We start from the raw sequence: 20,778 nt of genomic DNA on the forward strand, positions 1-20,778 counted from the left end.
TTATATTAAGGCGGCATTTCACTATTAATAATAAATAATCCCGCCTTAATGAATTCCACCATCTATTACCCGACATTAATTCCAAAGTATTTCTATTTCTTTTGATATTCCAGCTCACTATATTAGCTCCCAAGATGAAACGGCAACAAACACCTTTCATTGCAAAATCGGCCATTGGAGCCAAATAAATTAACTATTAAATAGCGCGAACCATTTCGCACTGGAGTTTTATTATGAATATCACTATGAAAAAGAAACTGATTGTTACCTCTTTACTGGCCGCCTCGGTATTTGCCTCTGCGGCGAATGCTGCGAATGGTACAATTAATGTTACAGGCAAAATTACAGCAAGCCCATGTTCTATAGATACAGCAAAATCAACTGCTACTCTGGATCTTGGAAGTATTAATCTGAACAGTAAAGATACTATTCCCGCCGAAAAAGAAATTACAATCAGTCTTAAAGACTGTCCATTCACCGCCCAAACTGCCACGGTAAAATTTACCGGTACAGCAGATGGGGATAATTTCAAGTTTGATGGTGGTGCTAAAGGCTATGCATTGCAACTAATTGATACCGATGGCTCAACGCCGATCAAGAATGGTATTGATGCCGCCGCTCTGAACATGACAGGCCAAGCTACTCATGACCTAAAATACAAAGCTAAATTTATCAAGACCGGTACTGCTATTACTGACTTCCAAGCTGCTTCCAAAGCTACTGGTGATGTAAATGTATCGTTAAATTACGAAATAACATTTAACTAATCCCCGCCCGCGCTAATACCTTTATTAGCGCTGTAATTATGCTGTATTGATCGCCTCGATATTGTATTTATCGGGGCAGTCAATTTTATTTTCATTATTGCCATTTAGGCAAGAAATTAAATTATTTAGAGAGAACAACCATGCCGTGGTTAAAATCGTTATTTTTTATCGCCTGTTTAACCGGCGTGATGCAATCAGCTCAGGCTGGTGTTGCGGTCGGTGGCACCCGGGTTATTTATGATGGTGCTAAAAAAGAAGCCACTTTATCCGTGACCAATCAGGATAAAAACACCCCTTATTTAATTCAAAGCTGGGTCGATAATTTCGAGGCCACCAATAATAACAAAGTGCCCTTTATTATCACCCCGCCGTTATTCCGTTTAGATGGCGGGCAGGAAAGTAACCTGCGTATTTTATTAGCTGGCGGCAATTTTCCGCAAGACCGCGAATCGGTGCATTGGCTAAATGTCAAAACCATTCCAGCCAGTAAAAAAGGCGATGGCAACCAGCTATTTATCTCGATTAAAAATCGCATCAAATTATTTTACCGCCCGGCCGGGTTAGTCGGTAACGCCGCTGATGCCTATAAAGCGCTGCGCTTCGCGCACCAGGGCAAGCAATTACAAGTGAGCAACCCCACCGCCTATCACGTCTCCCTCCATACCCTGAAAGTGGGAAGCAGCGAAATCAAAGGTGCGCTGATGGTAGCCCCTCAAGGCACTCTCACCATTGATATTCCTGCCGGTGCTACAGGCGCGGTGAGCTGGCAGGCGATTAATGATTTTGGCGGCACCTCAGATATTGCCACTGCCAGCTTATAACCCCGGATGACCACCATGACGCAGCATCATTTTGCTTTACCGTCCAACCGGCGGGCTTTAAGGCTGGCTATTCAGTTAGCACTGGGGTTAACCACCTTGTCGGCTCCCGCCTGGGCTGAGGATTATTTCCATCCCGGTTCGTTAGAAATTAAAGACGCCAACTATGCGGCCATTGATCTCAGTGTGTTTTCGCAATCCGGCGCGCAGTTGCCCGGCACCTATCGGGTAGATATTTACCTCAACGGCCAGCAGATAGAGACGCGCGACGTCACCTTTATTGCTGATAACGGCAGCTTACTGGCCGAAATCACCCCACAGCAACTGGCTGATTTAGGGGTGAAAGTGGCCGCCTTCCCAGCTTTGCAACAGCAGCCCGTGGATCTGCCACTGACACAATTGAGTGAATTTATCCCAGCCGCCAGCAGCAGCTTTGATATTAATCACCAGCGGCTGGATTTAAGCATTCCACAGGCGGCGCTGAACAGTCAGGCGCGCGGCTATATTGACCCGAAACAGTGGGATCAAGGCATCCCCGCGCTGATGGTCAATTACAACCTGAGTGGTGCCAATAGCTGGCAGGATAGCCAGCCGGGCAGTAGCAGCAGCCATTTCCTCAACCTGCGCAGCGGGCTGAACTGGGGGCCGTGGCGTTTGCGTAACTATTCCACTTACAGCCAGAACAGCAATGGTCAGGCACAGTGGAAAAATATTACCAATACTTTACAGCGCGATATTCACGCCATCAAAGGCCAACTGACCCTCGGTGACAGCTACACCCCCGGCGAGATCCTGAACGGTGTGGCTTTCCGTGGTGCGCAGTTGTCATCTGATGACAGTATGTTGCCCGATAGCTTGCGCGGCTTTGCCCCGGTCATACGCGGCATTGCCGATAGCAACGCGCAGATCACCATTCGTCAGAATAATAATGTGATTTACCAAACCTACGTGCCACCGGGGGCTTTCGCCATTGACGACTTGTACCCGACCTCTTCCAGTGGTGATTTAGAGGTCACCATCAAAGAGGCCGATGGCCGCGAGCGCAGCTTTAAGCAGGCGTTTGCTTCCGCGCCGATTATGCAGCGCGAGGGCAGCCTGAAATATTCCTTAAGCGCCGGTCAATACCGTGGCGGTGGCAACGGCAGCCCCACACCGCACTTTGCCCAGACCTCGCTGGCCTACGGCATGCCGTACGGCTTTACCCTGTATAACGGCTTATTAATCTCAGCTGATTATCAGGCCGGCGCGCTGGGGGTGGGGATTGGTTTAGGCCGTATCGGTTCGGTATCCATGGATGTGACCCAAGCCAAAACCAGCTTTGAAGATAGCACCACCCGTCAGGGGCAATCTTACCGGCTGCAATATGCCAAAAGTTTTACTGAAACCGGCACGAATTTCTCGCTCGGTAGCCACCGCTACTCCACTGAGGGTTTTTATGATTTCAGTGAAGCTAACCAACTGACCGGCGTGGGCAGCATTAACTCGTTGGGGCGCAACAATAACAAGCGCAGCCGTACCCAGTTTCATATCAGTCAGTCACTGAATGATTTTGGCAGCCTGTATCTTTCCGCTTATCAGCAGGATTACTGGCAGCGAAAAGGCTACGAGCGCAATGCCACACTGGGCTACAACATTTCTCTCTCTGGCATTAGCTATGGCCTAAATTACAGCTATAGCCAGACGCCGGGGCAGCAGCAAAATGATCAGCACGCCAGTCTGAGTGTCAATATTCCGTTGAGCAAATGGCTGCCCAATAGTTGGGCCAATTACAGTATTAACAGCAATAAAGGCGGGGCGACCAGTCAGCAGTTGGGGCTGAGTGGCAGTGCGCTCGATAATAATCTGAGCTACAACCTGCAACAAAGTCGCGCCAATCGCGGCGGCGGCAACAGCGGTAGCCTGAGCAGCAGTTATAGCGCTAGTTACGGCCAGGTAAACGCCGGTTACAGCTACAGTGCGAACAGCCGTCAGTTGAACTATGGCCTGAGCGGCGGTGTGTTGGCGCACCCTTACGGCGTCACCCTGTCACAATCCCAGAGCGATACCTTAGTATTAGTGCGCGCGCCCGGAGCTGGCGGTGTCGGCGTCGGCAGTGACCGCGGGGTGAAAACCGACTGGCGTGGCTATGCGGTGGTGCCCTATGCCACCCCTTATCGCCAGAACAACGTGGCGCTAGATACCCAAACGATGGGCGACAGTATCGATATGGATATCACCAGCCAAAACGTGGTACCCACCCGCGGCGCGGTGGTGCTGGCTAACTTCCAGCCACGCCTCGGCAGCCGGGTGCTGGTTAACCTCAGTTATCAGGGTAAGCCGGTGCCGTTCGGTGCTATGGCCAGCTTGCAGGGTGAGGCAGCCGACAGCGCCAATAGCAGTATTGTCGGCGATGACGGCCAGGTGTATCTCAGCGGCGTGCCGGATAACGGCAATTTGCAGGTGCAATGGGGTAATCAGGACAAGCAGCAGTGTCGCGCGGCATTTAGCTTACCGGCAGCGGAAACTGATACCACTTCGGCAGTACGCATATTAGATGCGGTGTGCCGGTAAATAAACTTAGGGTTGCGGGTTAGATTTTACTAGCCCGTGGCTCATAGACTCAACTACGCAAACAAGAATATTATGATTTATTTAAATTCAAAACTTTATAAATTAATTAAAAGCCGTCGTTTTATCTGGATATTTTCAATAGTTGTTATATTTTATTTATTTGTAACAAAAACAGCTTACGCTGACACAAAATGTGATTTAATTTCCACTAACAGTGGCAAAGCATTCGATCTTAATACGGTGCGCCACCCTAAAGGAGATTATATAGAGTTTTTACTTGAATATAATTCAGTAGAATTCAGATGCGACTCTGCTGATGTGTATTTTAAAGTTACAACATCAAGTTCCAGCAGCCAGGTCATTGACCGTCAACTAATAACCAGTATACCAGGCGTAAAAGTAGCTCTTAAAGAAGACCAATTATTCCCCACTTGTAAAGTAGATAGCAGAAGCGATACAGATATTATTTTTAGATGCATTAATAGTTCGGCATACTTACCCATACATGGGATGCTCGCCATACAATTAATAAAGGAAGGCAACATCTCTGTTAATAAAGAAATAGATGAAGAATTTCAAGTTACAATAGATTACTACTCTTATGGAGAATATCCAAAAAGTATTATTGGACATAATATTGCAAGTATTAAAGGTAAAATTCAAACATATGGCTGTAGTTTAAATATCAATAATATAAACTTTGACTTAGGCGAACAGCAACTAAGAAACTCTACTAATACTGGACCTGTAGGTAATGGAAAAACACAAAAGATAGCTTTAACTTGCGATCCCACGACCAAATACTCTCTTCAAGTTGATGGTGATGCCGAGCCAGGCCATCAGGGCGTACTTAAATTATCCCCAGGCTCAAGTGCCACTGGGATAGGAGTGCAACTGCTTGTTGGTAAAAATCAAGACCCGGTAGAATTTGGTAAAAATAAACAAATGGGCATCGCCGCCAGTAGCGGTACTAACATACAGGAAGAAATCGATATCACCGCTCGCTATTATCAAACCGAAAACAAGGCTACCCCCGGCACTGCTAATGCCACAGCCACCTTTACCATGACATATCAATAGAAAAGCACGTTGCGGCGGCAGTGAGTTAATTCACTGCCGCCACAGCGGCCGCTGCTGTCAATAGCCAGAATGGCTTTTTCCCAAAAAGTCATAAACCACAGCTATTTTATCCAACTTATACTTTCTCTGACCGCAGCTTAATTCCACGATTTGAATATTCCGTTTAAAAATATAACTGTTAGATTAGCGGGCAATAATCAACATTATCCCAAGAGAATTTTTTATGTGGTGGTTTAAACCGCTATTATTGATAGCCTGCTTAAGCGGCGCGGTGCATTCCACCCAGGCGAGTCTATTAAGCAGCACAGACAATCTACTATTGCTGACTATTAAACAGCGGATTAGCCAATTCTACCACGCGGTTGAACTGCCTAATACTCTGGCTAATGCCTATAAAACGCTGACCTTTTCCCGCCACGGCAATCAATTACAGATCACTAATCCCAGCCCGTATCACATCTCTTTTCATAACCTGAAAATCGGCGGTAACGAAATTAAAAACATCACCATGATTGCGGCCAAAAGTACACTCACGTTGCCGCTACCCAGCACCCCTTCTGGTTCGGTAAGCTGGCAGGCCATTAGTGACTTCGGCGGTATTTCCCCGGTGGCAACAGCCATTATTGTGGATAACGCTAATCTGAGCGATAAATTAGCCGCTGCGCATACACCACTGAGCAGAATAGAAGATGATGATTAATTTAATACTTAACCGAATTAAAACCCGAAAATATTCTGTTGCTGCCCCGCTAATTTTATTATTAGCGGGCCTATATGGGTTTATACCTGCTACCAGTTATGCCGATGTTCAATGTGATGTATTTAGTCCCGGAGATATAAGAATCAACCCGGTTACCATTTATAATAGCGACCCCCTCACTACGGAAAGGCAGCTATATGCGCGTGGCAGTCGCATGAATTGCACCTTTACCCAGCAGCAAGAAAGAATGGGGAAATTAATTTTTGAACTGGATCCAGCCGCCGCCAGTAATACCACTTATCCTGAAGCATTTAATACTAATCTGGCTGGCGTAGGTCTTAAATTTGCGATTACTGGCAACCCGGCATGTGCAATAGAGGATAGAACCAAAATAGCCTGTAATATTAAACTCAAAGATCAAGTAGTGCATTTTGTTATCCTCAGGCTGTTTTTTAAAACTGATCTCCAGCAAGAATTTGGCACCATTAACATTCCTCAAGGCAATATCAAGTATTATCTGGAAGAGGATGGCCCGGCCACAGCCAAAGATCTGCCCGGCATACTGGGTGCAGCCACAGGGGTGATAAACAAAAATGGTTGTATGCTAAAGACGCTCAACCTCGATTTTGATTTAGGCAAACATCAGCAAAATAGCTTTAAGGGCATCGGCAGCACCGGGCGGGAAATAACCCAGTCGATTATTTTATCCTGTAACCCGAAAACCAAATATTTCCTTAGCGTTAACGGTGACGATGCCGGTGCGCTGGGGGTGATTAAACTCAGTCAGGCTCTCGGCATGGCCAGCGGCATTGGGGTACAGTTGCTAACAGCAAAAGATAATCAGCCAATAATATTAACGGCGACCAAAGAAATGGGCACCTCGGCTGACGGTAACAAGGATTCAGAACAAACCATTGGTATTACCGCGCGCTATTATCAAACCGACACAAAAGTCACCCCCGGCAGCGCCGATGCCAGTGCCACCTTTATCATGACTTATGAGTAGCAATATGGGGACAGGAACAGGTTTAGATTGTCGTTCTGTTATCACCTTACCTCTGCGGCCTCAACCGAGCAGGAGGGCAAACGATACGTGCGAAAGCGCGGGATTTCACAAGGGAGCCGCTGCCTCCTTTGGCGGTTGGTTCATCGGAGGCTAAGTTAGCTCGGTGCTCTAACGACCGAACCGGATCACTTAATCAATCAACTAAAACAATTTTAAATGTCAGAATTGTAAACTCCACTCCCCAACCCCTGACAATACTTTCATATTTCCTCCATTTTTATCCGGTAAATCCCCGCTAAACTAGTAACATATCAAAATTCTCATTTTTGCACCTGCGTGCACATAAACAGATCAATAAAAGGGATTCTCCGCCATTATGAAAGCTCAATCCAAACGCACTTCCCGGTTACTGATGTTATTGGGGGTAGTGGTGGCGATTATTGTTGCTGTGTTTGTCTGGCGTCATTTCAGTGCAGCCCCGCAGAGCAGTGCGCCCGGCGCACAACAGGCCGCGAGTGGCAGCAGTCCCACCCGCGCTGGGGGGCGGCGTAATATGCCGATGTCCCCAGTACAAGCTGCCACGGCGACCGAACAAGCGGTGCCACGTTATCTCACCGGTTTAGGCACGGTGATTGCCGCCAACACCGTGACAGTCACCAGTAGGGTTGACGGTCAGCTGATGGCTATCCACTTTACCGAAGGCCAACAGGTCAATGCTGGCGACTTACTGGTCGAAATTGACCCGCGCCCATATGAAGTCCAACTGACTCAAGCTCAGGGGCAGCTCGCGAAAGATCAAGCCACACTGGATAACGCGCGCCGCGATTTAGCCCGCTACCAGAAATTGGCGAAAACTGGCCTGATTTCACAACAGGATCTGGATACCCAAACCTCATTAGTGCGCCAAAGCGAAGGCAGTGTAAAAGCTGACCAAGGGGCTATCGATAGCGCCAAACTGCAATTGACTTATAGCCGCATTACCGCGCCTATTTCCGGTAAAGTCGGGCTAAAACAAGTGGATGTCGGCAACTACATTACCAGCGGCACCGCCACTCCGATTGTGGTTATCACTCAAACACATCCGGTTGATGTGGTCTTTACCCTGCCGGAAAGTGATATTCCTGCCATTATGCAAGCGCAGAAAAATGCGGCAAAAAATAATACGACTGTCCCGGTTGAAGCCTGGGATCGCACCAATAAGCAAATGTTGGCACAGGGCTATCTGCTCAGTATTGATAACCAGATTGATACCACCACAGGCACCATTAAGCTAAAAGCCCGCTTTGCCAATGAAGATGACGTGCTGTTCCCGAATCAATTTGTCAACGCGCGTATCAAAGTGGATTTACTGCAAAACGCCGTGGTAGTTCCAACCGCTGCGGTACAGATGGGCAACGAAGGCAGCTTCGTCTGGACATTAAATGACGAGAACAAAGTCAGTAAGCACTTGGTTACTACCGGAATTCAGGATAGTAAACAAGTGGTTATCAGCGCCGGACTGGATGCCGGTCAGCGCGTAGTCACTGACGGTATTGATCGCCTGACTGAAGGTTTACAAGTTGAAGTGGTGACGCCGCGCTCAGCGGATACCACGCCAACCGATGCAGTAGAAAAGCCTGCTACGACTGAGAAAGGCACACACCGTCGGGGCGGAAAACCAGCGACGGACGCATCGGTGGGCAGTACCACCACTGCGGCGGAGAAATCCTGATGCAAGTGATGCCTCCAACGCCGGGCGGCGGGCCATCACGGCTATTTATCCTGCGCCCTGTCGCCACCACCTTATTTATGGTCGCCATTTTGCTGGCGGGGATTATCGGTTATCGCGCCTTGCCGGTTTCCGCCCTGCCGGAGGTGGATTACCCAACCATTCAGGTGGTGACACTCTATCCCGGTGCGAGTCCGGATGTGGTGACCTCCTCCATTACCGCACCACTCGAGCGCCAGTTTGGTCAGATGTCTGGCTTGAAACAGATGGCGTCACAAAGCTCTGGGGGCGCGTCGGTTATCACCTTGCAATTCCAGCTCACTTTGCCGCTGGATGTGGCCGAGCAGGAAGTGCAGGCGGCGATTAACTCCGCCACTAACTTGCTGCCAAATGATCTGCCCTACCCACCGATTTACAGTAAGGTGAATCCGGCGGATCCACCGATTCTGACGCTGGCCGTCACCTCCACCGCCATCCCGATGACACAAGTGGAAGACATGGTGGAAACCCGCATTGCGCAAAAGATCTCGCAAGTCACCGGCGTCGGTCTGGTCACCATTTCAGGTGGGCAGCGCCCTGCCGTGCGGGTTAAATTGAATGCCCCGGCGGTAGCTGCTTTGGGGCTGGACAGTGAAACCATTCGTACTGCCATCAGCAATGCCAACGTCAACTCGGCCAAAGGTAGCCTGGATGGGCCAACCCGTTCGGTAACCTTATCCGCCAACGACCAGATGAAGTCGGCTGAGGATTACCGCGACCTAATTGTTGCTTACCAAAACGGCGCGCCAGTCCGCTTGCAAGATGTCGCCACCATCGAGCAGGGCGCAGAAAATAACAAACTGGCGGCCTGGGCCAATAACCAGCAGGCCATTGTGCTGAATATCCAGCGCCAGCCGGGGGTCAATGTGATCGCTACCGCCGACAGTATTCGCGAAATGCTGCCGGAGCTGATCAAAAGTCTGCCTAAATCGGTTGATGTCAAAATACTGACCGACCGCACCACCACTATCCGCGCCTCGGTCAATGATGTGCAGTTCGAGTTACTGCTGGCCATTGTGTTAGTGGTGATGGTGATTTACCTGTTCCTGCGTAATGCGGCGGCCACCATTATCCCCAGTATTGCCGTGCCGTTGTCATTGATCGGGACGTTCGCCGCGATGTATTTCCTCGGTTTCTCAATCAACAACCTGACATTAATGGCGCTGACTATTGCCACCGGCTTTGTGGTCGATGACGCCATTGTGGTGATTGAAAATATCTCGCGCTATATCGAAAAAGGCGAAAAACCGCTGGATGCCGCGCTGAAAGGGGCTGGTGAGATTGGCTTTACCATTATTTCACTGACGTTCTCATTGATTGCCGTATTGATTCCGCTGCTGTTTATGGGTGATATCGTCGGCCGCCTGTTCCGTGAGTTTGCGGTGACATTGGCAGTGGCAATCCTGATTTCAGCCGTGGTGTCCCTGACACTGACGCCAATGATGTGCGCACGCATGCTCAGTTATGAGTCACTGCGCAAGCAAAACCGCTTGTCACGCGCCAGTGAGAAGTTTTTTGACTGGGTGATTGCTCATTATGCGGTGGCACTGAAAAAAGTTCTTAAGCACCAATGGATTACTTTGGGTGTCGCGCTGAGCACCTTAGTACTGACAGTCTTGCTTTACCTGATGATGCCGAAAGGATTTTTCCCATTACAGGACAATGGATTGATTCAAGGTACGCTGGAAGCGCCACAATCGGTTTCGTTCAGTAATATGGCGGAGCGCCAGCAGCAAGTGGCCGCTATCATCCTGAAAGATCCGGACGTCGAAAGCCTGACCTCATTTGTCGGGGTGGATGGCACCAACGCCACACTGAACAATGGCCGGTTGCAGATTAACCTTAAACCATTGGAGAGCAGAAAGGATCGCATCCCAGAAATCATCACCCGCCTGCAACAGAGTGTATCCGGCGTTCCGGGCATTAAGCTCTATTTGCAGCCGGTGCAAGATTTGACTATCGATACCCAACTGAGCCGCACCCAATATCAGTTCACCCTGCAAGCCACCTCATTGGAGGAGCTGAGTACCTGGGTGCCGAAACTGGTCAGTGAATTGCAACAACAAGCGCCATTCCAGGATGTGACCAGCGACTGGCAGGATCAGGGGCTAGTGGCATTTGTGAATGTCGACCGAGACAGCGCCAGCCGTCTGGGGATCACTATGGCAGCCATCGACAGCGCGTTGTATAACGCATTTGGTCAGCGGCTAATTTCCACCATTTATACCCAAGCCAACCAGTATCGGGTGGTGTTGGAGCATGACGTCAAAGCTACGCCGGGGCTGGCGGCCTTCAATGATATCCGCCTGACCGGCAGCGACGGCAAAGGCGTGCCATTGAGCAGTATTGCTACCATCGAAGAACGCTTCGGGCCGCTTTCTATCAACCATTTGAATCAGTTCCCGTCAGCCACCATCTCATTCAATTTGGCACCGGGCTATTCTCTGGGTGAGGCGGTGGAAGCCGTGACACAAGCAGAGCAGACCATTCAACTGCCGGCTGACATTACAACGCGTTTCCAAGGCTCGACGCTGGCGTTTCAGGCCGCACTCGGTAGCACGCTATGGCTGATTATTGCCGCTATTGTGGCGATGTATATTGTGCTCGGCGTGTTGTATGAGAGTTTCATTCACCCGGTCACTATCTTATCAACGCTACCGACCGCCGGTGTCGGCGCGTTATTGGCTCTGATGTTGACCGGCCATGAACTGGATGTGATCGCCATTATCGGGATCATTCTGCTTATTGGGATCGTGAAGAAAAACGCCATCATGATGATCGACTTTGCGCTGGCCGCCGAGCGCGATCAGGGTATGACCCCATATGACGCAATTTATCAGGCCTGCTTATTGCGTTTCCGCCCAATTCTGATGACCACCCTGGCCGCACTGTTTGGCGCATTGCCGCTGATGCTCAGTACCGGAGCCGGTGCCGAACTGCGCCAGCCGCTCGGGGTGTGTATGGTCGGTGGGCTGATTGTCAGTCAGATACTGACTCTGTTTACCACACCGGTTATCTATCTGTTGTTCGATAAACTGGCACGCAATACCCATAATCATCAGGATATTGATACACCAGCATTGCCGAATGGACGGGAACAGCCGTGAAATTCTTTGCTCTGTTTATTCAGCGCCCGGTGGCCACGACTCTGTTGACACTGGCGATAACGCTAAGTGGGGTGATCGGCTTTAGCTTATTGCCGGTCTCACCACTGCCGCAGGTCGATTACCCAGTGATTATGGTCAGCGCCTCCATGCCCGGCGCGGACCCGGAAACTATGGCGTCATCCATTGCCACACCACTGGAGCGCGCACTGGGAAGAATTGCTGGGGTCAATGAAATGACCTCAACCAGTTCATTGGGTAGCACGCGGATTATTCTGCAATTTGATCTCAGCCGCGATATTAATGGCGCAGCTCGTGATGTGCAGGCCGCTCTCAACGCCGCTCAGAGTTTGCTCCCATCAGGGATGCCCAACCGCCCGACCTATCGCAAGATGAACCCGTCGGATGCGCCGATCATGATAATGACCCTGACCTCGGATACTTTCAGTCAGGGGCAATTATATGACTTTGCCTCAACCCAACTGGCGCAGAAAATTGCCCAGACCGAGGGCGTCAGTGATGTCTCAGTCGGTGGCAGTTCCCTGCCAGCGGTGCGGGTAGAACTTAATCCAAGTGCGCTGTTCAATCAGGGCGTGTCGCTGGACGCGGTACGTCAGGCGATCAGTGCCGCTAACGTGCGCCGCCCACAAGGTTCGATCGACAGCAGTGAACAACATTGGCAGGTGCAGGCCAATGATGAGATCAAAACGGCCGAGGGTTATCGCCCACTTATCATTCACTACAACAATGGCTCACCGGTGCGGCTACAAGATGTCGCCAATATCAAAGATTCTGTGCAGGATGTGCGCAATGCCGGGATGTCCGATGGCAAACCTGCCGTGCTGTTGGTGATCAGCCGCGAGCCGGGCGCAAATATTATTGCCACCGTTGACCGAATTCGCGCCGAACTCCCTGCCCTGCGCGCCTCAATTCCCGCCTCAATTGAGTTGAATATTGCTCAGGATCGCTCGCCGACTATCCGTGCCTCACTGGATGAAGTGGAGCGATCACTGGTGATCGCCGTAGCATTGGTGATTTTGGTGGTGTTCCTGTTCCTGCGATCGGGCCGCGCTACCTTGATCCCCGCAGTCGCCGTTCCGGTTTCGCTGATCGGCACCTTTACTGCCATGTATTTGTGCGGTTTTAGCCTCAATAACCTGTCGCTGATGGCGCTGACCATCGCCACCGGTTTTGTGGTTGATGATGCTATCGTGGTGCTGGAAAACATTTCACGCCATTTGGAAGCTGGCGTGAAACCGATGGTTGCCGCCTTGCGTGGGGTGCGTGAAGTCGGTTTTACCGTACTGTCGATGAGTATTTCTTTGGTGGCGGTATTTATTCCACTGCTGTTGATGGAAGGATTACCGGGGCGATTATTCCGTGAGTTTGCCGTCACATTGTCGGTAGCAATTGGCATCTCATTAGTTATTTCGTTGACCCTAACGCCGATGATGTGCGCCCATTTATTACGCGCACAACCGGCAGGGAAACAACAACGTATTCGTGGGTTCGGTAAAGTGCTGCTGGCTATTCAGCAAGGTTATGGTCGCTCGCTTAATTGGGTGCTGGGCCATACACGCTGGGTGATGGTTGTGCTGCTTTCCACTATTGCTCTGAATGTTTGGCTCTATATCAGCATTCCAAAAACCTTTTTCCCTGAGCAGGATACCGGCCGCATGATGGGCTTTATTCAAGCCGATCAAAGTATTTCGTTCCAGGCGATGCAGCAAAAACTGAAAGATTTCATGAAAATTGTCAGTGCTGACCCGGCGGTCGATAATGTCACTGGTTTTACCGGCGGTTCGCGCACCAACAGTGGTTCGATGTTTATCTCATTGAAACCACTGAGTGAACGCAGCGAAACGGCACAACAAGTGATTACCCGGCTGCGTGGAAAATTGGCAAAAGAGCCGGGAGCCAGCCTGTTCCTGTCTCCGGTACAAGATATCCGTGTTGGCGGCCGACAATCTAACGCCAGTTATCAATTTACGTTATTGGCCGACGATTTAGCAGCTCTGCGTGAATGGGAGCCGAAAGTGCGGGCTGCTTTGAGCAAGTTACCAGAGCTGGCGGATGTTAACTCCGATCAGCAGGATAAAGGCTCGGAAGTGGCTCTGACGTATGACCGCGAAACTATGGCACGGCTGGGTATCGATGTGTCAGATGCCAATGCGTTGCTCAATAACGCCTTCGGTCAGCGGCAGATTTCCACCATTTATCAGCCATTGAACCAATACAAGGTGGTGATGGAAGTCGCCCCTCAATACACGCAGGATGTGAGTTCGCTGGATAAGATGTTTGTGATTAACAGCGCAGGCCAGTCTATTCCGCTGTCCTATTTCGCTCAATGGCGGCCCGCCAATGCGCCGTTGTCGGTTAATCACCAGGGCTTATCGGCCGCCTCGACTATCTCATTCAACTTACCCGATAGTGGCAGCTTGTCTGAAGCGACAGTCGCCATTGAGCGGGCGATGACGGAACTGGGTGTACCAAGCACCGTGCGCGGTATGTTTGCCGGCACGGCGCAAGTGTTCCAGGACACCTTGAAATCCCAGCTCTGGCTGATTATGGCGGCGATCGCCACGGTGTATATCGTGCTGGGGATTTTGTATGAAAGTTATGTCCATCCGCTGACCATTCTTTCAACTCTGCCTTCCGCTGGAGTCGGGGCATTACTGGCACTGGAGCTGTTCAATGCGCCCTTTAGCCTTATCGCCCTGATTGGTATCATGCTATTGATTGGTATCGTGAAAAAGAACGCCATCATGATGGTCGATTTTGCCCTTGATGCACAGCGCAATGGCAATCTCAGCGCCCGCGATGCCATTTTCCAGGCCAGTCTGCTGCGCTTTAGGCCAATTCTGATGACCACATTAGCCGCCTTATTCGGCGCGCTACCCCTGGTGTTAAGTAGCGGCGATGGTGCGGAACTGCGCCAACCACTGGGGATTACCATTGTCGGCGGGCTGGCAATGAGCCAGTTGTTGACCCTGTATACCACGCCGGTGGTTTACCTCTATTTCGACCGGCTGCGCAGCCGCTTTAGCAAAAAGCCGTTAATGAGACTGGAATAATTCATTATGAAATGCCCAATAGCTTTTAAATTGCCGCCAACACAGCAGCAGGTTGAAAGATGACGGCCTATCTATACCCTATAGATTTCAAGTTGCGGCAAGGCGGCAAGCGAGATTATCCCGATGAGCTGACACTAGTCAGTGATTCGGGTAAGCGAGCGCAGCCAACACAGCAGCAGGTTGAAAGATGACGGGTATACGTGCGCAACTGTGGATAGTGGCCTTCGGCTTCTTCATGCAAACGCTGGACACCACCATCGTCAACACTGCCCTGCCCTCAATGGCGGCCAGTTTGGGCGAGAATCCACTGCGCATGCAGTCGGTGATTGTCTCCTATGTGCTGACGGTGGCGGTGATGCTGCCCGCCAGCGGCTGGTTGGCAGATAGAGTGGGCGTTAAATGGGTATTTTTCTCCGCCATTATTCTATTTACCCTCGGCTCATTACTGTGCGCGCAAGCTGAAACCCTGAATGAGCTGATTTTTTCCCGCGTCATTCAGGGGATTGGCGGTGCCATGATGGTGCCAGTTGGCCGCCTGACGGTGATGAAAATCGTCCCGCGCGAGCAATATATGTCGGCGATGGCATTCGTCACATTGCCTGGCCAGATTGGGCCATTGGTCGGGCCTGCGCTGGGCGGTTTTTTGGTGGAATATGCCAGTTGGCACTGGATATTTTTAATCAATTTACCCGTCGGAGTGGTTGGTGCATTAGCCACTTTATGGTTGATGCCCAATTACACCACCCGCACCCGACGCTTTGATATCAGTGGTTTTATTATGTTGGCTATCGGTATGGCAACCCTGACACTGGCGCTGGACGGACACAAAGGATTAGGCCTGCCGCCGCTGGCGATTGCCGGTCTGGTATTGTGCGGAATATTGGCGCTGGCCGGTTACTGGTGGCATGCCAAAGGTAACAGTTCAGCACTGTTCACACTGCGGTTGTTCAACAATAAATCTTACTCTCTTGGCCTGATAGGTAGCATGAGCGCCCGTATCGGCAGTGGCATGTTGCCGTTTATGACGCCAGTTTTCCTGCAAATCGGGCTGGGATTTACCCCCTTCCATGCCGGCTTGATGATGATCCCGATGATTATCGGCAGTATGGGTATGAAGCGAATTATCGTGCGTGTGGTCAACCGTTTCGGTTACCGACGAGTGTTGGTCAGTGCCACATTGCTGCTGGCGGTCGTCAGTCTTAGCTTCCCATTGGTAGCTTTGATGGGATGGACATTACTATTGCCGGTCGTTTTATTTTTCCAGGGAATGCTCAATGCCCTGCGCTTCTCCACAATGAATACACTAGCGCTGAAAGATCTCCCTGATCGCCTGGCCAGCAGTGGCAATAGTTTATTGTCGATGGTGATGCAGTTATCCATGAGTCTGGGAGTCAGTACCGCGGGGATATTGCTCGGCGTATTTGCTCACAATGAAGTTGTCACAAACACACCGGCGACTCACAGTGCGTTCTTATACAGCTATATCTGTATGGCCATTATTATTGCGCTACCCGCCCTGATATTTAACCGTGTGCCGCCAGATACCGGCACTAACCGTAATCTGCCTCGCGCATCCACGAAAGCGGCCAACCGATAAAACAGGTGGAAATATCATGAGAATCGGCATTACCGGAAAACTGTTTATGGCGATATTTGCCACTTGTATGCTGGTGCTCATTACGATGCATTGGGGGGTCAGAGCCAGTTTTGAGCGCGGTTTTATTGATTATATTAAGCAAAGCAATGAGCAGCGGATAGCCATGCTGGGAGATGCGCTTGAAGTACAATATCAGCGCTACGGTAACTGGGATTTTCTGCGTAACAACGATCAGATTCTTTATCAGATCATGCGCTCCTTCGAGCAAAGTGGCGATAACAATCGCAACCTACCACCACATGGCTGGCGTGCTCAGTTTTGGGTAGTCGATAGCCATAATAATCTGCTGGCAGGCCGTACCGACCGGGTGCCCAAAGAAGCCAGCCGCCAGCCGATAACCGTAAATACGCAGGTGGTGGGCTGGGTGATGTCGACCCCACCGGAAAAGCTAACCCGTAATGCTGATATTAACTTTGACAGGCAACAGCGCCGCACCAGTTGGATTATTGTCGGCCTGTCGACCCTGCTGGCCGCCGCCGCCACCTGGATTTTGTCGCGCGGCATGTTAGCGCCAGTCAAACGTCTGGTGGAAGGCACTCATCGGCTGGCGGCGGGTGATTTTAGTGCTCGCGTGGCTGTCAGTAGCCGTGATGAGTTGGGCCGTTTGGCGCAAGATTTTAATCAGCTTGCCAGCTCACTGGAGAAAAATGAGCAGATGCGGCGCGACTTTATGGCAGATGTCTCGCATGAGTTACGCACGCCGCTGGCGGTACTGCGCGGTGAACTGGAGGCGTTGCAAGACGGTGTCCGCGCGCCCACACCGGAATCGTTAATTTCACTGCAAGCTGAAGTCGGAATACTGACCAAATTGGTTAACGACTTACACCAGCTCTCACTCTCCGACCGGGGCGCGTTGGCTTATCGTAAAACACAGCTCGATGCCGCTCGTCTGCTGCAAATTGCCATTGCCAGCTTCCGTGGGCGCTTTGAAAGCAAAAACATCACCATCACCACTCACCTACCGGAACAAGCGGTAATGTTTGGTGATCCCGACCGGCTAAACCAACTGTTTCACAATTTGTTGGAAAATAGCCTGCGCTACACCAACGAAGGCGGCCAGTTAGACATTAGCGCACAACAACAAGAAGAGACCTTAACGCTGCGCTGGCAGGACAGTAAACCTGGCCTGAGCGACGAACAGTTACAACGTATTTTTGAGCGTTTTTATCGCACCGAAAGCTCGCGTAATCGCGCCAGTGGCGGCTCGGGGCTAGGGTTGGCGATCTGTCACAATATTGTTGAGGCGCACGGGGGGAAAATCAGCGCCGAACATTCGCCTATGGGTGGCCTGCGGATTACGGTAGTATTTCCCCTATTCCATTCAATAGGGTAATTCATGTGATGCACGAACCGCTTCAGTCTGCCAGCCAGTCTGGCACCGTATTGATTGTTGAAGATGAACCCAAGCTAGGTCAGCTATTGGTCGATTACCTGCAAGCTGCGGGTTACAGCACTCAGTGGCTCACCAATGGTGCCGAAGTGGTCGCCGCTGTTCGCCAATCACCTCCGGCCATTATTTTGCTGGACCTGATGTTACCCGGCAGTGATGGCATCAGTATTTGCCGTGAAATTCGCCGTTTTTCCGATGTTCCAATCATGATGGTTACGGCGAAAACAGAAGAGATTGACCGGCTATTGGGGTTGGAGATTGGTGCTGACGATTATATCTGCAAACCATACAGCCCACGGGAAGTGGTGGCTCGGGTTAAAACTATCTTGCGCCGCTGTCAGCAACAGCGGGAACAACCCAGTGAGAGTGCGCCGCTGCTTATCGATGAATCCCGCTTCCAGGCAAGTTATCAGGGTCATCTGCTGGAACTGACCCCGGCAGAATTTCGTTTGCTGAAAATCCTGGCAACCCAACCCGGCCACGTTTTTAGTCGCGAACAACTGCTGAATAACCTGTATGACGATTATCGTGTAGTGACTGACCGCACTATAGACAGCCATATCAAAAACCTGCGCCGCAAGCTGGAAGCGCTCGATGGCGAGAAACCCTTTATTCGCGCAGTTTATGGGATGGGGTATCGCTGGGAAGCAGAGATCTGCCGTTTACTTTAATCTCATCATCTTAGGTTGGTGGTGACTCCGTGATTGACTACACTCATTAGAGGTATCACCACCAACAGGAGAAACATTATGGCCACGGGTCACTATGAGATTAAGAAGGCAAAGAATGGGCAGTATCATTTCAATCTGAAAGCCAGTAATGGCGAAATCATTCTCACCAGTGAGATGTATGCCAGTAAAGCCTCGGCGGAAAATGGCATATCATCGGTGCAAAGTAACTCCCCACTGGAAAGCCAATATGAGCTGAAACACAACACCAAAAATGAGCCTTATTTTGTGTTGAAAGCGAAAAACCATCAGGTTATTGGTGTTAGTGAATCCTACAGTTCCGAAACTGCCGCTAAAAATGGCATTGCCTCAGTAATAAAAAATGGCCCGACCACCATTATTAAAGATTTAACACTGTAATTTTATTGATTCGATAGCGCTATCTTACCTAAGTATCCTGATAAAAATATATTCGCGCGGGGCTATTAACCGCGCCTTTCATTTCAAACTCTCCTGCTCATGTGTTGCTACAAATTCTTTTTCCAGCATTTTTTTTAATACCTGTTGGTTACGTGGCAACACCCCTACTTTCAACCCAAAAGGCCGGAAAACTCGCCCAAGGACAGCTAACGTTTGGCTCCCTTTATCTGTCTCAATGTCAGACAAAGTTCTTCTACTAATCTTAACCAATGATGAGAACTCGTCTTGAGACATATTCAGCATATCTTTTCGCAGCCGGCGCAACAACTGACCCGTTGAAACCTGATCACTGAAAAACTGCCCCAATAGTTCCAGTAATAAAGCTTCACGCTGCAAAGGCAAAAGTTTAACTTTCATAGCTGAGCCCACCGCTGTAATTTTTCATCCAGATAATCAAAAGCCATTCCCGGCATATTCAGAATACGTTCAGGCACACCTCGAGCTTTAAGCCGAGACTTTAGACCTATCAATTTTTGAGCTGTTTGCTGAAATGCTATGAAAACACGATTGGGATCAGCAAGATCTGATAATTCAGCAATAATAGCCTGCCAATTAAAATTCCCCCCCTCTTCATACGGAGAGCCCCATTGAGTCACTCTCACTATTCCCTCAGGATCAGCTTTCATTGGTGCAAAATCATAAATCGGTGCAAGCCAAATACCTTCATGCCGCTTAATTAAAGCGGTATTACGACCATGATTGTCAGAGTTACCAAAAGCAATATTGAGTAAATCTCGCTGAATCATCTCAATAACAAGATTTTCCACATCTACAGATTGGCCTAAATCACTAACACGATATTGAGATGTTAGTTTCTGCGCTAAAGTCCGAATAATATCAAAATGATTTAAGTAACTTCCCGGTGGGGTATCCATGACAGAATAAAGCGATTCAAGCCCGTACTGAACACGCTGATTATCAACACAATCAACATCAAAGCGAGGTAGCCATAAAGAAGGATAATTTTCCCCTTCAATCAATCTCATTTTCTGCGTATTGATGGTCTCAATGCCAAGACTGGCTAACTCCTGATAAAAATGGTACTCAGAACGTAGAATATCGCAATCTATGGCACTACGTTTCCCTCGCGGAAATTTAACCAGATAGTGAGTATCTTGCTTATTGATATCATCTTGAAAAGTATCTATCCAGATTTCATCGTTATCTGAACAACATAATAGTAACTTTGGTGCCTCCCCCCCAGCTCCTGTTGCTCCTCCTGCTGCAGCCCCCATTTGTTGAGCATATTCCAGAAATGACGAATCGCGCTCAATGACATCCTGCAATGTAAAACGGATATTCTTTAATTGGCTATCAGGGTGCAATTCGGGTAACGCCTCTTTTATACGCATATTGCCAACCGGTGCAATAGTCCCTGTTTTAAGCAAAATATAATCTTGCTCACTTGCCGGCATCGATTGCAGCCCCAGTTGATTAACCCAATAGCGACGACTTGCACCTGCGGGCATGATGTCATCAAGAAAGCTAAACCAATGATTAGATGAATAGGTATAAGCCAATTCAACGGGCAGATTTAAGCTACAACTGAATTCATCATCACGATACATCCACTCAATAGCATAATTGCCCTCATAACCTAATATCGCAGATCCTTGTCTCCCGCTTTTTGGGGAAGCAAAAGTCAGTTCCGCGGCATCATGCCAAGAGCCGTGATTAAAGATTTGTATCATCAATTTAGCCACAGACACCTCACGAGCAATATTTTGCTCATTTACA

16 protein-coding genes are annotated in these 20,778 nt (G+C 49.7%); 14 read left to right on the forward strand and 2 right to left on the reverse strand.

What is annotated here, in order from left to right; genetic code table 11:
- Positions 1-233 precede the first annotated feature (233 nt).
- The 14 genes from FTB31_RS05225 to FTB31_RS05285 all read left to right on the forward strand — a co-directional run bounded on the left by FTB31_RS05225 (position 234) and on the right by FTB31_RS05285 (position 18,981).
- Complete coding sequence (locus FTB31_RS05225) at positions 234-767, forward strand: fimbrial protein (protein ID WP_050076330.1); 534 nt, start codon at positions 234-236, stop codon at positions 765-767.
- Positions 768-907: 140 nt separating this feature from the next.
- Entirely contained in the window at positions 908-1,588 is a 681-nt protein-coding gene (locus FTB31_RS05230; protein ID WP_227731176.1) for a fimbrial biogenesis chaperone, read from the forward strand.
- Positions 1,589-1,594: 6 nt separating this feature from the next.
- Positions 1,595-4,135 carry a fimbria/pilus outer membrane usher protein gene (locus FTB31_RS05235; protein ID WP_407084050.1) on the forward strand — a complete coding sequence of 847 codons (2,541 nt, stop codon included), beginning with the start codon at positions 1,595-1,597 and terminating at the stop codon, positions 4,133-4,135.
- A gap of 72 nt (positions 4,136-4,207) precedes the next feature.
- Entirely contained in the window at positions 4,208-5,215 is a 1,008-nt protein-coding gene (locus tag FTB31_RS05240) for a fimbrial protein (protein WP_227719484.1), read from the forward strand.
- Between the two features lie 223 nt (positions 5,216-5,438).
- Positions 5,439-5,915: a fimbrial biogenesis chaperone gene (locus FTB31_RS05245; protein WP_227731178.1), complete on the forward strand. Its 477-nt coding sequence runs from the start codon at positions 5,439-5,441 to the stop codon at positions 5,913-5,915.
- A gap of 214 nt (positions 5,916-6,129) precedes the next feature.
- Positions 6,130-6,921, forward strand: a complete 792-nt coding sequence (locus FTB31_RS05250) for a fimbrial protein (RefSeq protein WP_227731179.1) — start codon at positions 6,130-6,132, stop codon at positions 6,919-6,921.
- A 376-nt stretch (positions 6,922-7,297) separates the two neighbouring features.
- Positions 7,298-8,632, forward strand: a complete 1,335-nt coding sequence (locus tag FTB31_RS05255; protein WP_227731180.1) for an MdtA/MuxA family multidrug efflux RND transporter periplasmic adaptor subunit — start codon at positions 7,298-7,300, stop codon at positions 8,630-8,632.
- Positions 8,632-11,775 carry an MdtB/MuxB family multidrug efflux RND transporter permease subunit gene (locus FTB31_RS05260; protein ID WP_227726989.1) on the forward strand — a complete coding sequence of 1,048 codons (3,144 nt, stop codon included), beginning with the start codon at positions 8,632-8,634 and terminating at the stop codon, positions 11,773-11,775. The genes FTB31_RS05255 and FTB31_RS05260 overlap by 1 nt, the downstream gene beginning before the upstream one ends.
- On the forward strand, positions 11,772-14,846 hold the full coding sequence (gene mdtC / locus FTB31_RS05265) for a multidrug efflux RND transporter permease subunit MdtC (protein ID WP_227731181.1): 3,075 nt from the start codon (positions 11,772-11,774) through the stop codon (positions 14,844-14,846). Before FTB31_RS05260 ends, mdtC begins: the two co-directional genes overlap by 4 nt.
- A 59-nt stretch (positions 14,847-14,905) precedes the next feature.
- Positions 14,906-15,037, forward strand: coding sequence for a hypothetical protein (locus FTB31_RS21475; protein WP_265101060.1), 132 nt, complete (start codon positions 14,906-14,908; stop codon positions 15,035-15,037).
- A complete protein-coding gene (gene mdtD, locus FTB31_RS05270) occupies positions 15,034-16,443 on the forward strand; it encodes an MFS transporter (protein WP_077294425.1) in 1,410 nt (469 codons plus the stop codon). Before FTB31_RS21475 ends, mdtD begins: the two co-directional genes overlap by 4 nt.
- Before the next feature lie 16 nt (positions 16,444-16,459).
- Positions 16,460-17,836: an envelope stress sensor histidine kinase BaeS gene (baeS, locus tag FTB31_RS05275; protein WP_050076340.1), complete on the forward strand. Its 1,377-nt coding sequence runs from the start codon at positions 16,460-16,462 to the stop codon at positions 17,834-17,836.
- Positions 17,837-17,844: 8 nt separating this feature from the next.
- The gene (gene baeR, locus FTB31_RS05280) at positions 17,845-18,564 is read left to right on the forward strand and encodes an envelope stress response regulator BaeR (RefSeq protein WP_026018095.1); all 720 of its coding nucleotides are present in this window, start codon (positions 17,845-17,847) and stop codon (positions 18,562-18,564) included.
- Between the two features lie 78 nt (positions 18,565-18,642).
- Positions 18,643-18,981, forward strand: coding sequence for a YegP family protein (locus tag FTB31_RS05285; RefSeq protein WP_050076343.1), 339 nt, complete (start codon positions 18,643-18,645; stop codon positions 18,979-18,981).
- A gap of 78 nt (positions 18,982-19,059) precedes the next feature.
- Here FTB31_RS05285 and FTB31_RS05290 read toward each other — a convergent pair whose 3' ends face one another.
- Together FTB31_RS05290 and FTB31_RS05295 are read right to left on the reverse strand one after the other, a co-directional pair.
- On the reverse strand, positions 19,060-19,398 hold the full coding sequence (locus FTB31_RS05290) for a helix-turn-helix transcriptional regulator (RefSeq protein ID WP_077173755.1): 339 nt from the start codon (positions 19,396-19,398) through the stop codon (positions 19,060-19,062).
- Positions 19,395-20,744: a type II toxin-antitoxin system HipA family toxin gene (locus FTB31_RS05295; protein WP_227731182.1), complete on the reverse strand. Its 1,350-nt coding sequence runs from the start codon at positions 20,742-20,744 to the stop codon at positions 19,395-19,397. The genes FTB31_RS05290 and FTB31_RS05295 overlap by 4 nt, the downstream gene beginning before the upstream one ends.
- Positions 20,745-20,778: the final 34 nt, after the last annotated feature.

It is taken from the genome of Yersinia proxima (genome assembly GCF_902170785.1).
Lineage (GTDB): Bacteria > Pseudomonadota > Gammaproteobacteria > Enterobacterales > Enterobacteriaceae > Yersinia > Yersinia proxima.